Raw genomic sequence first — 14957 nt, 5'->3', positions numbered from 1 at the left:
TTGCGCTACCACAACGCGGCGTCCCTTCAGGAACGATTCTAATGCGGAGCGCCAAGTATAGCCGGAGAAGCGTTTGGACGGGACTTCTCGCCCTGCCGCTGCTCGGCGTGCCGACCGCAGGCGCGAAGGGGCCGGTTGCCGCCAAAACCGCATCCTCGGGCAAGACGTTCCAGTTCGTGCTGCAGAACGGCCTCCAGGTCGTGGTGGTGCCCGATCGCCGCGCGCCGGTCGTGACCCAGATGGTGGTCTACAAGGTCGGCGCGGTCGACGACCCGCCCGGCATCTCTGGCCTCGCGCATTTCTTCGAGCACATGATGTTCCGCGGCACCCGCGCGGTAACCGGCGGCGGCTTCTCGCAGACCATCGCGCGCAACGGCGGCGACGACAACGCCTTCACCACCCACGACTACACCGTCTTCCACGAGCAGATTTCGCGCGACAAGCTGAGGCTCATTGCCCATCTCGAAGCCGACCGCATGATCAATCTCGATCTGTCCGAGAGCGCGGTGATGGCCGAGCGCGACGTGGTGGCCGAGGAGCGCCGCCTGCGCGTCGATAGCGATCCGCAGGCGCTGGTGCTGGAGCAGGCCCAGGCCGCGCTCTATCTTTCGCATCCTTACGGCCGCCCGGTGATCGGCTGGCCCGACGAAATCCGCCGCATCGGCCGCGCCGAGGCGGAAAACTTCTATCGCCGCCATTACGCGCCCAACAACGCGATCCTGATCGTGGCGGGCGACGTCACCGCCGACGAAGTGCGCCAGGTGGCCGAGTCCGAGTTCGGGCCTCTTCCGGCGCGCGATCTGGTGGCGCGGGTCGATTACGCCCAGCCGCGGCGTATGGGCGAAAGCCGCATCGTGGTGAACCGCAAGGACGCCAAGGTGCCGCTGCTGCTCAGGCTCTATCGCGTCGCGAGCTATGCCGAAGGCGCTCCCGGCGAGGCCGAGGCGCTGGAAGTGTTCGCGCGCCTGTTGGGCGGCGACGCCACTTCGGCGCTCTATCGCCGTCTGGTGGTCGAACGGCGGATCGCGACCGATGCCTCGGCCAGCTACGACGGCTATGCCCGCGACAACGGCCAGTTCTCGATCAGCGTGACGCCGCGTCCCGGTGTTTCGCTCGATGCGCTCGAGCGCGGGGTCGACGAAGTGATCGGCTTCTATGCCCACCATCAGCCGTCGAAGCCCGAACTTCTGCGGGCCAAGGCGCAACTCGTGGCCGGAGCGGCGTTCACGCGCGACAGCCAGTTCGAGATGGCCTCGGCCTACGCCCGCGCGCTGGCGGTGGGGCTGACCGGATACGACGTGCAGCAATGGCCGGTGCGCATTCAGGGTGTGAAGCCGAAGGCGCTGCAGGATGCCGCCGCCGAAGGTCTCAACCGCAACGAAGCCGTTACGGCTTACCTCTTACCGCGATGATCGGGCGACTGGCCGCACTGCTTCTGGCGCTCGTGATGCTGGTTCCGGCATCGGCAGCCAAGGTGAAGCCGGTCGATGTCCTGCCCGGCGTGGTGGTGTGGCATTCCGAGGATCACACCATTCCGGTGATCGCGCTGAGCGCGACGTTCCCGGCCGGCGCCATCTACGATCCGTCCGGCAAGTCCGGCATGGCCGCGCTCGCCGCCTATTGCCTCAACGAAGGTGCCGGGCGGATGAATGCGGAGGAGTTCCAGACCGAACTCGCCGCCCACGGCATCAAGCTCGAAATCCTGCCGTCGCGCGATACGCTGACGATCCGCCTCACCACGCTGTCGTCGAACGCCAAGGAAGCGTTCCGCCTTTTGGGACTGGCGCTGTCGAAGCCCCGTTTCGATCCCGATGCGGTGACGCGCGTGCGGCTGCAAATGATGCAGGAACTCGATCTCGGCCGCGAGGATCCGTCCACGGTCGCCGAGCGCGGTTTCTACAGCCTCTATTTCGGTCCGTACACGTACGGCCGCCCGGCCGACGGCGACACCCGCGGACTGGCTTCGATTTCGGCGCAGGATCTGCGCGCCTTCGCCAAGACCCATTGGGTGCGCGGCGACCTCAAGATTGCGGTGGCGGGCGACGTCACGCCGGCAGTGCTGTCGGGCCTGATCCAATCCGCGTTCGGCACGCTCGCCGACACCACGCCGACGCTGCCGCCGTGGCCTTACCGGCCCGGTGCGCCCGGCCTGCATATTCTGCCGATGGACGTGCCGCAGCCGGCGGTGGTGTTCGGCCAGCCCGGTCCGCTGCGCCAGGATCGCGACTACATCGCCGCGATGATCGCCAACTACATTCTCGGCGGTGCCGGATCGGGGTCGCGCCTGACCCGCGAACTGCGCGAGAACCGCGGCCTCACCTACGACGTCGTCACCGATCTGGTGCCCTACCGCCGCGCCGGTCTGTTGATGGGGGCGGTTTCGACCCGCAAAAGCGCCGTGCGCCAGACCATCGCGGCGGTGCGCGAGACCATGCGCAAATTCGCCGCCGACGGCCCGACGCAGCAGGAGCTGAACGACGCCAAGCTCTATCTCAACGGCTCGTTCCCGCTGTCGTTCACGTCCAATGCCGACATCGCGGCCCAGCTCAACGCATTCCAGGTTCTCGGCCTGCCGCTCGATTATCTCGACCGCCGCGCCGCGCTCATCAATGCCGTTTCGCTCGCCGACGTTCGCCGCGTCGCCCACAGCCTGTTCGATCCGGGACGGCTGACCATCGTGGTGGCAGGGTCTTTGACGAGCGGCAACACCGAACCGGCGGATTCGCAGTAACGCGCCCGAATCCGCTAAGCTGCACCCCATGAAAATCCGCCGTCTCACCGAAGGCACCATCAACCGCATCGCCGCGGGCGAGGTGGTCGAGCGTCCCGCCAGTGCCGTCAAGGAACTGGTCGAAAACGCGCTCGACGCCGGCGCGCACCGCATTGCGGTGTCGGCCTCGAACGGCGGCGCCGATCTGATCCTGGTGGAGGACGACGGCGAGGGCATGAGCGCCGACGATCTGGTGCTGGCGGTCGAACGCCACGCCACCTCGAAACTGCCCGCCGACGATCTTTCCCACATCGTCACCATGGGTTTCCGCGGCGAAGCGTTGCCCTCGATCGGCGCCGTGGCGCGGCTCTCCATCGTCAGCCGCACCAAGGACAGCGAAGCCCATGGCGTCGGCGTCGATGGCGGACATATCGTGGGGCCTCGTCCGGCCGGTTTTCTCGCCAACGGCCAATCGGGGACGCGGGTGGAAGTGCGCGAGCTGTTCTACGCCACGCCGGCGCGGCTGAAGTTCATGAAGTCGGCGCGGTCCGAAGACCTCGCGATCCACGACACGCTCAAGCGCCTCGCCATGGCCCGCCCCGATGTCGCGTTCTCGCTGACGCTGGATGGGCGCGAGGTTCTCGATCTTCCGGCCGAAGACGTTCTCTTTGAGGGGCAGTTGAAGCGCCTGTCGCGCATCATGGGGCGCGAATTTGCCGCCAATGCGGTGCCGGTGACGACGGGACGGGAAGGGCTTTCGCTGGCGGGTTTCGCGGGCGTGCCGACCTACAACCGCGCCAATGCGCAGATGCAGTTCCTGTTCGTCAACGGCCGTCCGGTGCGCGACAAGCTGCTGATCGGGGCGGTGCGCGGCGCCTATGCCGATTTCCTGGCGCGCGACCGTCATCCGGCGCTGGCGCTGTTTCTCTCCTGCGATCCGGCGTTCGTCGACGTCAACGTCCACCCCGCCAAGACCGAAGTGCGGTTCCGCGATGCCGGATTGGTCCGTGGACTGATCGTCTCGGCGTTGAAGAACGCCATTCACGCCGCCGGTCATCAGGCGTCCACCACGGTTGCTTCCGATGCGCTCGCCGCCTTGAAGCCGCATACGGGGTATGAATACCAGCCGTCGCTGCCGGGGCAGTCGATCCCGTCGTATCGCGCTCCGGCCGCCTACGACGCGAGCCGCGATTTCCAATCGCCCTTCGCGCCCGCGGCGCGCGTGGAGCCGTCGACCATCGAACCGCCGCCGCCGGAAGAGGTCGCGACCCCGCTCGGCGCCGCGCGGGCGCAATTGCACGAGACCTATATCGTGACGCAGACGGCGGACGGCATCGTCATCGTCGACCAGCATGCCGCGCACGAGCGCCTGACCTACGAGCGCATGAAGAAGCAGATGGAGGAGGGCGGCATCGCCCGTCAGCCATTGCTGGTGCCGGAGGTGGTCGATCTCGATCCGGCGGAAGCTGCGCGCGTCGTCGGCCGCGCCGCCGAGTTGGCGGAACTGGGCTTGGTGGTCGAAGCCTTCGGTCCCGATGCGGTGCTGGTGCGCGAAACGCCTGCGATGCTGGGCCAGATGGACGTGAAGGGCCTGTTGCGCGATCTCGCCGACGACATCGCCGAGACCGGCGCCGCGCTGTCGCTGAAAGAGCGGTTGGAAGCGGTAGCGGGCACGCTTGCCTGCCACACCAGTGTACGCGCCGGCCGCCGCCTCACCGCCGACGAAATGAATGCGCTGCTGCGCGAAATGGAACGCACGCCCCACAGCGGCCAATGCAACCACGGCCGCCCGACCTACGTCGAATTGAAACTCGCCGATATCGAGAAGCTGTTCGGGAGACGGTGAGACGCCGTCCTCATCGCACCGTCGCTGTCATCCCCGGCGGAGCAAGCGCAGCGCAGCGAGGGGAAGGGGACCCAGGTCGCGACATCGGCACGATGCCGAAAAAGGGGCATAGGTTTTTGCTGGATCGTCGACGCTGAATTTGTTCGGGCACCTGGGTCCCCTTCCCCTTCGCCGCTTTGCGGCTTCGGCCGGGGATGACAGCGATCTCACCCGATCAGTATCACCGCGCTGTAAGCAGGTACGGTCGTTGCGCCCTGTGCGGCAGTGGTTTTCAGCACCACACCGGTCTTGGCGTCGAGGGCGGGGGCGGTCAGGCGCGTGATGCGCGCCGGTTTGACCCAGGTTTGCGCGACCGTCACCCTCTCGGCGCCCTTGTTGATGAGCGCAAGCAGTTTCCGTCCGCCTTTGCGGGCGGCATAAGCGGTGACGTTGGCGTCGGTCTTCGCCTCGCAGGCCATCAACTCGGCCCCGGCGAAGTGTTCCGCGAACTGCATGCCGAAATAGAGTGGCCGCAGTTTGGTGGAGCCGTCCACGGCCGCTTCGATCGGCGTATAGATGCCGTCGCCGCCGCCATGCAGGTTGACGCCCGCCCAGCCCACGGCCGCGCGCTTCAGCATCATGTCGGCGCACCACAACGCCGAGGCATAGGCATCGCTGACGCCCGGACGGCCGCCGCGATAGCACGAATTCACTTCGGTCAGCCGGAACGGCACGCCGGAGTTTTTCATCGCTTGCGCCGCTTCGGCGATCTGACTGGGCAGCCGCGACTTGCCCGAGAGCAGCAGTTCGGCGTTCTGGCTCGGATCGTTGCCCGGCCCCATGTCGTAGAGGTGGCTCGAGAGGAACACCGCCTTCCTGCCTTCACGCTTGCCGAAGGCGTCGACCCAATCCATCGCGACGGCGGTGTCGGGACCGGCAAACGGCGCCTTCGGCGCGGCCTGACGGACCGCCGCGACGAAGGCCTGGTAATCGCGATAATAGCGCTCGAAATCGCCGACCTTGTCGGTGGGACTGTTCTTGTACTGCGGCAGGAAATCGGCCTCGTTGCCGACCTGGAACGCCAGAAGGCGGTCGTCCAGCGCGGCGACGACATGCGCGGCCTCATCGCGCGCCCGTTCCGGTCCGCCTGCGGTGCAATCGAGCCCGTAGATCACGCGCCAGCCGGTGGCGTCACAGAAGCCGCGCAGCGAAGCGAGCGCTGCGGGCGTGATGGCGCCGTCGCGCTTCACCGTGGGATCGCACAGCTTCCATTCCCATTTCTTGATCCGGCCTTCCTCGACGATCGCCGTCTGCGCCGGCGTCTCGAACGTGCCGGCTTCGCTCTTCCAGCGGCAGGAATTGGAGAGACTTCCGCCCAGCCGCAACACGCCCGCTTTGCTCAAGCCCCGGAACGCCGCCACCAAGCCCGCGTTCTTGGTCGAAAAATAATCGGGGTTGTAGAGCTGCGTGTTCTCGTAGGAGAGGCCGTTGAAATCGGTCGGCATGGTCGCAAGGGTTGTATCGCCGACGGCGATCGCGACGGTCTCGGTCTTGGCTGAAGCCGGCATGGCAGCGGCAGCGAGCGACAACGACAGGAAGGTGCGGCGGCGCATGGCCAATCCTCACGATTGGACTACGTCCGCGACCATACGGCGTTTTATCGTCTGCGGAGACGGGCAATTGCGCACAGCCGCGGCATGCGAGCGGCGTCTCGGTCGGCGGAGGGCGCTCAGTCCCGCCACGGAATGGTGGTGGACCAGTGCACGCCGACCGGCGCGCCGTTGCGTTTGGCCGGAACATAACGCCAGCTCAACACGCATCCGATGGCAAGACTGTCATATCTGGCGCTGCCGGACGACGTCTCGATGCGCGGATCGCGTGTCGTTCCTTCGGGCGTGATCGTGAAGAGCACCACTGTGGGTTTGAGCGGCTCGACGATCGAAACGTCACCCGCCTCGTTGAACGAATTCTCGCAGCCGTGTCGTTCGCTGCCGGGAGCAATAACTGGAGGAGACCAGTTCGCGTCCGCCGGCGGCGGGGCCTGATCGGGTGCCGGACCTTCGTAGGTGTCGTGCATGTACCATTCGACGCGCACCTTCCACGACACGGCGACGGTTTTGCCGTCGAGGGTTCCCGGCCGGTAGGTCCAAGTCTTGGCGCAGTCGAGCGTCGCCTGGTCGAGAAGATCGCTGCCGCTGGAAATGACGACCGTTGCATCGCGGATCGTGCCGTCTTCTTTGATGATGAAGCGGATGGTCGTCAGGCCTTGGTCGCCCCGTCGCATCGCGTTCGGCGGGTAATACTCCAGGCAGGTGTGAGGAATGCCGGTCGCAACGGGAGGAGAATACTTCTGTGCCGGAGCCGATTGTTCGGAATTCCCCGCCGCCCAGGCCGTCGCCGGTGCGAGCAGCAGCAGTGCGATGACGGATTTCATGCCTCAATCCCCCCGAGCACGGCCCACGTTAGCACGGCTTTATCGATGCAAAAACGTCACCCGCGTCTCGCCGTAGACGCGTTCCTGAACGCGCGCGTAACCTGCGCCTTCCACGGTTTCGTCGTCGGCGGTTTCCGCCACCACGACGGCGCCTTCGCTGAGCCAGCCGCCTTCGCGCAGCGAGACCAGCGCCGGTTCGATCAGGCCTTTGTGATAGGGCGGGTCGAGGATCACGAGGCCGAACGGTCCGCCCGCGCCCGCGGCCATGGGGCCGAGTTTGGTGGCGTCGCGGCGCCAGATCTTGCTCACGCCGGTGAGGCTGAGCGCCTCGACATTCTGGCGCACCAGGGCGCGGCTTTCGGCGGAGTCGTCGACGAACAGGCAGAAGGCGGCGCCGCGGCTCAAGGCTTCGATGCCCATCGCGCCGGTCCCGGCGAACAGATCGGCCACCCGCGCCCCTTCCAGCGACAACCCCAGATCGTTGTGCAAGAGGATGTTGTAGATTGCTTGCCGCACCTTGTCGGCGGTCGGCCGCACCCGATAGTCGTGCGGGGTCGCCAAGGTCCGCCCGCCGTAAAGTCCTGCCGTGATGCGCATCGTTAATTCTCCCGCGGCCGTGATACCCAATCCTGCCGCGCCGCTCCAGCCCTTGGCGTCGGGCAACCGGGCGGGGTAGGTTTGGGCCATGCGCACCATCCTCGCCGGCCTTGCCGTTCTCGTCAGCCTGTTCACGCCTGTTTCGGCGGACACTTTGCCGCCTACCGATCAGGCCCCGAAAGTCCGCGTCCAGTTGATCGCCGACCGCGACGCGGTCCGCCCCGGCGGCACGTTCACCATCGCGGTCGAACAGGACATCGACGCCGGCTGGCACACTTATTGGTCCAATCCGGGCGAGGCGGGACAGCCGACCGAAGTCAAATGGACGCTGCCGCCGGGCTGGAAGGCCGGTCCGATCCAGTGGCCGTATCCGATCCGCGTGCCGGTCGGTCCGCTGATGGATTACGGCTACGAAGGCAAGGTGTGGCAGCTAATCGATCTCACCGTGCCCGCCGATGCGCCGGCCGGAACGGTGACGCTGCCCGCGCTGGTGCAATATCTCGTCTGCAAGAATGTCTGTATTCCGGAAGAGGCCAAGGTCCAGACCCAGGTGGTGATCGATCCCGCCGCGGGCGGTCCGTCTTCCACCAGCGCCGCCGACTTCGCCGCAACGCGCGCGAAAATTCCCGCCGCCTCGCCGTGGCCGATGCGGTATGCGCTGGGCCAGGATTTGCGCCTGTTCGTCGAGGCGCCCGTGCTGGCCGGTGTAGCGCGTCCGACCACGGTGCAGTTTTTCCCGGCCGAAACCGGATCGGTGGTCGATGCCGCGCCGCAGAGCTTCGGTTTTGCCAAGAACGGATTGGTGGTCGACCTCAAGCCGGGCGACAAGCTCGCTGCGCGCAAAGCCTTGAGCGGCGTCCTGGTGCTGACCTCCTCGGACGGATCGGTGCAGGCATTGCAGGTGCATGCCGCACCGGGTGCCGTCCCCGCGGCCAATACCGGCGGCGAGTTCAGCCTGTGGCTGGCGCTGGCGTTTGCCGCGCTCGGCGGTTTGATCCTCAACATCATGCCGTGCGTGCTGCCGGTGCTGGCGATGAAGGCCTTGGCGCTCGCGGGGCACGCGGGGGCGGATCGCGCCCATGCCCGCGCGGAATCGTTCTCCTACGCCCTCGGCGCCATTCTCAGCTTCGTCGCGTTCGGGCTTGTCGTGATGGCTTTGCGCGCCGGTGGCGCCGCCATCGGCTGGGGCTTCCAGTTGCAGGAACCGATCGTCGTGACCGCGCTGGCGCTGCTGATGGTGGCGGTCGGGCTCAATATGTCGGGCGTGTTCGAGATCGCGCCGATTTCCGCGGGCGACGCCTTGGCCCGCCGCGGCGGCTTGCTGGGCGCGTTCTTCACCGGCGTTCTCGCCGTGGCCGTGGCGGCACCGTGCACCGCACCGTTCATGGCGACCGCGATCGGTTACGGCTTCACCCAGGACGCACCGGTGGTGATCGGAATCTTCACCGCGCTCGGTTTCGGCTTCGCCTTGCCGTTCATTGTGCTGGGGTTGGTCCCGGCGATGCACAAGCTGTTGCCCAAACCCGGCCAATGGATGGTGCGGCTGAAGAAGCTTTTGGCGTTGCCGATGTATGCCGCCGCCGGATGGCTGGTGTGGGTGCTGGCCAAGCAGGTCGATCAGACAGGCTTGATCGCTTCGCTGGCGGCCGTCGCCGCGCTGGTCGTGGTGGCATGGCTCTACGGCCGCCTCCAGCTTTCGTCCGGCCGTGCGAAGCTTGCCGGATGGGCGGGTGTGGTGGTGTTTGCGGCGGCCGGCGCTTACGCGCTGTCGTTCGTCGCCGCGGCCAAGCCGCCGGCGCCGGTCGTTGCCACCGCGCATGCGGGTATGGCGTCGGAGCCTTACAGCCCCGCGCGTCTGGCCGCGTTGCGCAAAGAAGGCCGTCCGGTCTTCATCGACGCCACCGCGTCGTGGTGCATTACGTGCTTGGTGAACGAGGAGGCGGCGCTGTCGCGTCCCTCGGTGCATGCCGCGTTCAAGGACAAGAACATCGCGCTTCTGGTCGCCGACTGGACCAATCGCAATCCCGAGATCACCGCGCTGCTCGAACAGCACGGCCGTTCCGGCGTGCCGCTTTACCTCTACTACGCCCCCGGCGCGGCGGACCCGAAGATCCTGCCGCAAATTCTCACCGAGGGCGAAGTGCTGAAGGCGTTGAACGGGTAATGGCTACGGCGTGTTGGTGGCGTTCGATTTCGGCAGCTGCTTGATCTGATCGCCGTTGAGATTGGTCATGTAGCCGCCTTTCTCGCGCGGCTGCAGCGAACCCATCGGGAAAAGCACCGTCGTGCCGGCGATGCCGAGCTTGCGCTCGATGGTGACCGCCGCCAGCGGTTGGCCTTGGGTGTCGCTGCCCATGCGCGTGACCGTTCCGATCCAGTCGCCGTCGGTGTTGTAGATGCGCTGGCCGGTAAGATCGGCGTTTGCGCTGGGGCTGGGCGGGGCCATCGGCGTTGCGGGCGGGGTATCCTGCGCCATCGCGGGCAATGCGGTCAGTGCCAGCGCGGCGATGATCTTGGACAGGGTGTTCACGGGTTCGTACCTCCTTGGCGAGAGCGGGTACGGAACGCCTGTCGGTGGACGCCGGTTGCGTCCCCAAAATGCCGGAGCCGGAGCTGGCTGTTCCAACTCCGGCTCCGTTGGGCTGGGGTGCAAACCCAAGCGATACGCGGCGCTCCTCGCAGCCTTAATCGAGCACCGCGTAACGCGACATTGCCACGCGATATTGTATGTAGTTGTGACAAAGCGAAGGCAAGCGTTTATGAATCGGCCTTGAGGCAGACGGTGATTTCGAAACCGCCGCCGTCACGATTTTTCGCCTGCACCTTGCCGCCGAGTCCTTCGACGTTGCGCTTGACGATCCACAGGCCCAGCCCCTGATGCTCCGTAGAGGGAAGGTTGCCGCCGTCCGCATCCGGCTCGTCGCGATATGTCACGTAGCGGTTGAAAATCCGCGGCAGCCGGTCCGCATCGACGCCGGGGCCGCGATCGGCGATGCTGACGTCGACCCATTGGGCATTGCGCTTCAGCGAAACCTCGATGGTGCCGAACTTGGGCGTGAAGCTGGCGGCATTTTCGAGCAGGTTCTCGATCACCGGTTCCAGCAGGTCTTCGTTGGCATGGGCGATGACATTCTTCTCGAGCGATGCGGCGAGCCGTTTGCCTTGCGCCGCCAACGTGACCTCGTAGTCGCGCAGCATCTGCGTCAGGAAGGCGGTGAGATCGAGCCGACGGCGCACGGGAAAGACGACTTCCGCAGCGGCCTGCTCGAGATCGCGCACGCTCGATACGGCGGCATCGAGCTTCTCCACCGACCGCTCGATGAGCTGTATCGCGCGGTGCCCCACCGTGTCGGACGGCTGCAGCGTGCGCTTGAGCGGCTCGATCGACTGGGCGATCACCGCCAAGGGCGCTTTCAACGCATGCGAGTTTTCTTCCGCCGTCTGTTTGATGAAGGCCTGGCTGGATGTCAGTGCCATCACCAGGCCGTCGAAGTCTTCCGCCACGCCGGTCAGTTCGGGAATGGTGTTGAGTTCGCGGAACGATGCGGCGCCGCCGCCGCGCATGCGGATCTTGCGCGCCGCGGAGCGGAAGCGGGCAACGTTGCGCCACAGATGCACCGACAACAGGATCACCAGCGCCGCACTGGCGAAGTAGATGGCGAACGCGGCGGGCAGCGTCGGAATGCTCCAGAACGACAGGTGCAGCGCCGCCGGGGCGAGGTCGGCGGCATTCTGCGACGTGATCACGATCCAGCAATTGCCGTTGGCGTGCACCGGCGTCATCGAAGTCAGCAGCTCCTGCTGACCCGCCGGGTTGACGAAGCGGACGGAAAGATCGGTGGCGCGGTCGCAGGTCGGCGCCATGCGCTGCAGGATGCCCGCTTGGATCAAGTCCCGGCGTTCCTGTTTGAGATAAGCGGCGGGCAAGGGCGGGGCCGATGCGATGTAGATGAAATCGTCGGGCCCGGCGCCCTTGAGGCGCACCAGCACCTTGACCTTGGTGTTGACGAGGGCCGCGCCGGCCAGCGCATCGGACAACGCGCCCGGCGCTTCATCCTGGAAGCGCTCGAAGTGCGGGCGCAGCATCGCCGCGATGACGCGTCCGGTCTGATCGACGGCGTTGTGCAGCAGCATCGCCTGCTGATGTTCGGCGCGCTGGAACTGCCACCACAGGATCAACGGCACCGAGAGCAGGATGACGGCGAGCAGGAACAGCTTAAGCGCAAAGGAATGGACGAGCTTGTAGGCGAGAGGCCGCGCGCTACTGTTCGCTTCCATTCCGCCACCTGTAGCCGAAGCCGGGGTAGTTCGTGATCTGCGTGAAATCCATGTCGAGATCGCGGAACTTCTGGCGGATGCGCTTGATGAAGGCGCGAACGTTGGTGCGGTAACCGATCTCGCCGTCGCCGGCCATGAAACCTTCGCCGTGCACGATGTCGTAGATTTCGCGATAGCTGACGTCGCGGTCGGAATGCTCGATCAGATAGGCGACGATGTTGAATTCGGTCAGCGTCAGGCCGACGTTCTGGTTCTTCCACAGCGCGCGCCGCGAATCGTAGCGCAGGGTGATGTCGCCGATCTTGACCGCGTCCTGGCCGGCATCCGCGACGCTCTGCACCGCCTGCTTGGCCTTGTAGCCGGAAAGGATCAGTTCGATACGCTTCAAAAGAATCGAAAAACTGCGCGACTTTTCGATGAAATCGACGGCGCCGCCGAGGAGACCCGCTTCCTCGAAAATCTGGTCGCTGAGCACGGTGAGGAAGATCACCGGAATGTCGATTTTTTCCGTGCGCAGCCGCTGCAGTACTTCGATGCCGGTCATGCCGGGCATTTTCCAGTCGAGGAGGACGATATCGGCCACCATGTCGCCATTGGGGCCGCGGGTCAGATAATCCACCGCGGTCGAGCCGTCGGCAAAGGCGTCGGTCGAATAGCCGGCGTCGATCAGGTTGGTGCTTACCGACTCCCGGAACAGTTCGTCGTCGTCGACCACCAGGATATGCCCGCGGGCGGCGTTACGGCTAACTTGGTCCATTGCTTCTCACCGTCAGGATGTTGCGAACACATGTATTGTCGGCCTCGGCGCCGGCCGTGGAATTGTATTTGAGGGCGTGATAGCTCGCGGTCTTGAGATCGGGATAGAACACGATCTGCACCGAACAGCCCTGGCCGGAATAGGTCCACACCAGCGAGGGATCGCTTCTGAGAACGGCGCTCGGTGCTCCCAGCAGTTTTTCGACGGCCGCCGGCGTGAGGCCGATGAGCGATTTGGGATCAAGCGCAGCAACTCGTTCGGGCTCCCTGACTTCACGATTCTCCCGTGCGGCCGCTCGTTTCGGCCGCATCGGTGCGGGTTTCGGCTGTGCCGGAGCGGATGCGACCGGACTCGGTGTCTTGGCAGACGGCGTATCGTGAGTGCCGCCTAGCGTCGAGCATCCCGCCACCACAATTCCGGTGACAATGAAGAGACAAAATTGTGATCGTGCGTTTTTCATGAAGCCAAGTTTAACCGAGCCGGGATGTCACGGCGATACAGCGCCAACATTTTTTCAGGCCAATGAGTCACGAACAAGGCAGCGCACATCATCATGCGGCATGATAGTCACGCGGCACGCTCGTAGCTACCGTGTACTGATAATGCGCTCTGCCGCTCCGTAAAGTAGCGCAGCACCGGCAATGTCGCCGGGCGCCAGCTCGTCGCGTTTTGAGTCGTATTCGAAGCTCATGAGCGCGCCGGTCGGGCCGGGATGATCGAGACCGATGGCGTGTCCGATCTCGTGCGCCAGCACGTAAGCGAGACGGTAAGTTCCGGTCGGCGCGGTAATCCACTTAGCCTGCGGATTAAGGCAGACCACGGCGCGGGAAAGAGACACGGTGTGTCCACTTTCGGCGCTCGGCGTAACGTCAGTATAGGCGATGCCGTCGTCATCGGCTTCGGCAACGATGGTGATGTCGGCGACTCCGGTGGTACCCGCGGGCACGAAGCGGATGTCGGCGGCTTTGCTCCATAAGGCGAAGGCGGCATCGGCGGCACGCAGGGCGTCCTCGCGTTTGAGACCGGCACGCATGAGCAATCCGTCAAGTCCGGTTGTGCGCCGGCAGTTTTCGCGTCCCGGTGCGGTGCCGTGTGCGAACGCTAGGCGCCAAGTCACGACCGCGCCGCGGCCGAGTTCGGGCGCGCCCCATTTGACCGCATGCCCGTCGATGTCCAGCAGCCGGTAGTCGCCGCCGGCCCGCGCCGGAAGCGCCGCGCTCAATGCGGCAACGACTGTCAGCACACCAAACAATCTCGGCACGACGAACCCAGCCCGGTTTTCGCGTTTTTGCGCAGTCTCGCGGCGATTGTCCCAACATAATCACAGCGATCCGCTTAACCGGCGGCTACGCTTTTTGTCGCGCGTGGTGCGCCAAGGGGCTGGAGTGCGAGGGAACCCCGATGAAGACTGCCATTTTCGCTCTGCTGCTGGGCGCGTGCTGTACGGCACCGCTGTGGGCACAGACCACATCGCCGCCGCCGTCGCCGATGAATCAGGGGCCGGCTTCCAATCAATCGACCATGCCGTCGAACACGCCGATGCACGGCGATTCGATGATGAGCCATTCCAACCCCACCTCGGCCAATCTTACCGGCCAGGCGATCTACAACACGAAAGGCAAGAAGATCGGCACCGTCGCGGCGATGACCACCGATACGCAAGGCCAGCAGGCGGTGTCGGTGACGATGGAAAAGCATCTCGGCATGGGCGCCGAGACCGTGGCGATTCCGGTGTCGTCGCTCGAAGCGCGCCAGAGCGGCGGCTACACAACACGGTTGAGTTCGTCGGAGTTGAAGTCGCTCGCCAAGTCGGGCGCGACGCACACGCCGTAGGCGAATACGAATTGGCGGGTGGCGGCGGGACGGCGGCGGCTCTCCCCCCCACAACCCTTGTCGGCGCCGGCTGCGCCGCCACCCGCCAAACCACTTTTCGGGCACCTCCAGGCGTCGCAGGCGTTGTGAAATGGAACGCGACAAAGGGAGTGTGCAATGATGCTCTGGAAAAGCGCTTCGATGGCCGCGGTGCTGGCCCTCGGTCTGGCCGGCTGCGGTACGAGTACGGGCGATCGCGCCGTATCGGGCGCCGGACTTGGCGCCGCGGGTGGTGCGATCATCGGGGCAATGGCGGGCGCGCCCGGTACCGGCGCAGCGATTGGCGCCGTCGGCGGCGCGGCCATCGGGGCGGCAACCAACCCGTGCGATCTCGACCTCGGTACACCGTATTGGCGTGAGCACGGCGGCCGCGACGAGTACGACCGGCGATGCCGCGATCGTGACTAGAATCGACTAAAGGCTAGGCTTTCGGCGGTTTGCGACCGCCGTCCTCCCAGGATTAGGATAAGGCAAAGAACACTCC

Annotated in this window: 14 protein-coding genes; 6 read left to right on the top strand and 8 right to left on the bottom strand. The window is 65.6% G+C overall.

Going from position 1 to position 14957, the window contains the following annotated elements; genetic code table 11:
• The first annotated feature begins 41 nt into the window (after window positions 1–41).
• Genes FHS84_RS02090 through mutL form a run of 3 tightly spaced genes read left to right on the top strand, consistent with a single transcriptional unit; the run spans window position 42 to window position 4556 of the window.
• Window positions 42–1412 (top strand): M16 family metallopeptidase, encoded by a 1371-nt coding sequence (locus FHS84_RS02090; protein ID WP_166929792.1) that lies wholly within the window; start codon window positions 42–44, stop codon window positions 1410–1412.
• Window positions 1409–2731 (top strand): M16 family metallopeptidase, encoded by a 1323-nt coding sequence (locus FHS84_RS02085; protein WP_166929790.1) that lies wholly within the window; start codon window positions 1409–1411, stop codon window positions 2729–2731. Before FHS84_RS02090 ends, FHS84_RS02085 begins: the two co-directional genes overlap by 4 nt.
• Window positions 2732–2759: 28 nt before the next feature.
• Window positions 2760–4556 (top strand): DNA mismatch repair endonuclease MutL, encoded by a 1797-nt coding sequence (mutL, locus tag FHS84_RS02080; RefSeq protein ID WP_166929788.1) that lies wholly within the window; start codon window positions 2760–2762, stop codon window positions 4554–4556.
• Window positions 4557–4762: 206 nt separating this feature from the next.
• Here the strand turns inward: mutL and FHS84_RS02075 are convergent, their stop codons facing one another.
• From FHS84_RS02075 to rsmD, 3 genes are all read right to left on the bottom strand, one after another.
• A complete protein-coding gene (locus FHS84_RS02075) occupies window positions 4763–6148 on the bottom strand; it encodes a glycosyl hydrolase family 79 N-terminal domain-containing protein (RefSeq protein WP_166929786.1) in 1386 nt (461 codons plus the stop codon).
• A 116-nt stretch (window positions 6149–6264) separates the two neighbouring features.
• Window positions 6265–6969: a TonB family protein gene (locus tag FHS84_RS02070; RefSeq protein WP_166929784.1), complete on the bottom strand. Its 705-nt coding sequence runs from the start codon at window positions 6967–6969 to the stop codon at window positions 6265–6267.
• Between the two features lie 39 nt (window positions 6970–7008).
• On the bottom strand, window positions 7009–7656 hold the full coding sequence (gene rsmD, locus FHS84_RS02065; protein ID WP_208393652.1) for a 16S rRNA (guanine(966)-N(2))-methyltransferase RsmD: 648 nt from the start codon (window positions 7654–7656) through the stop codon (window positions 7009–7011).
• Between rsmD and FHS84_RS02060 the strand changes: the two genes are divergently transcribed.
• The gene (locus FHS84_RS02060) at window positions 7655–9730 is read left to right on the top strand and encodes a protein-disulfide reductase DsbD family protein (RefSeq protein ID WP_166929782.1); all 2076 of its coding nucleotides are present in this window, start codon (window positions 7655–7657) and stop codon (window positions 9728–9730) included. The genes rsmD and FHS84_RS02060 overlap by 2 nt on opposite strands.
• Window positions 9731–9733: 3 nt before the next feature.
• Here the strand turns inward: FHS84_RS02060 and FHS84_RS02055 are convergent, their stop codons facing one another.
• The 5 genes from FHS84_RS02055 to FHS84_RS02035 form a co-directional block, all read right to left on the bottom strand.
• Entirely contained in the window at window positions 9734–10096 is a 363-nt protein-coding gene (locus FHS84_RS02055) for a PRC-barrel domain-containing protein (RefSeq protein ID WP_166929780.1), read from the bottom strand.
• 227 nt (window positions 10097–10323) lie between these two features.
• The gene (locus FHS84_RS02050) at window positions 10324–11844 is read right to left on the bottom strand and encodes a sensor histidine kinase (protein WP_166929778.1); all 1521 of its coding nucleotides are present in this window, start codon (window positions 11842–11844) and stop codon (window positions 10324–10326) included.
• The gene (locus FHS84_RS02045; RefSeq protein ID WP_166929776.1) at window positions 11828–12601 is read right to left on the bottom strand and encodes a response regulator transcription factor; all 774 of its coding nucleotides are present in this window, start codon (window positions 12599–12601) and stop codon (window positions 11828–11830) included. The genes FHS84_RS02050 and FHS84_RS02045 overlap by 17 nt, the downstream gene beginning before the upstream one ends.
• Entirely contained in the window at window positions 12588–12911 is a 324-nt protein-coding gene (locus FHS84_RS02040) for a hypothetical protein (protein WP_166929774.1), read from the bottom strand. The genes FHS84_RS02045 and FHS84_RS02040 overlap by 14 nt, the downstream gene beginning before the upstream one ends.
• Window positions 12912–13187: 276 nt before the next feature.
• Window positions 13188–13862: a matrixin family metalloprotease gene (locus FHS84_RS02035; RefSeq protein ID WP_166929771.1), complete on the bottom strand. Its 675-nt coding sequence runs from the start codon at window positions 13860–13862 to the stop codon at window positions 13188–13190.
• 140 nt (window positions 13863–14002) lie between these two features.
• Between FHS84_RS02035 and FHS84_RS02030 the strand changes: the two genes are divergently transcribed.
• Entirely contained in the window at window positions 14003–14434 is a 432-nt protein-coding gene (locus tag FHS84_RS02030) for a PRC-barrel domain-containing protein (protein WP_166929769.1), read from the top strand.
• A gap of 156 nt (window positions 14435–14590) precedes the next feature.
• Complete coding sequence (locus tag FHS84_RS02025) at window positions 14591–14881, top strand: YMGG-like glycine zipper-containing protein (RefSeq protein ID WP_166929767.1); 291 nt, start codon at window positions 14591–14593, stop codon at window positions 14879–14881.
• Window positions 14882–14957: the final 76 nt, after the last annotated feature.

Origin of the sequence: Rhizomicrobium electricum (assembly GCF_011762045.1) — a bacterium.
In the GTDB taxonomy this organism is placed as follows: Bacteria; Pseudomonadota; Alphaproteobacteria; order Micropepsales; family Micropepsaceae; genus Rhizomicrobium; species Rhizomicrobium electricum.
This window is presented reverse-complemented; position numbering and strand designations above follow the sequence as displayed.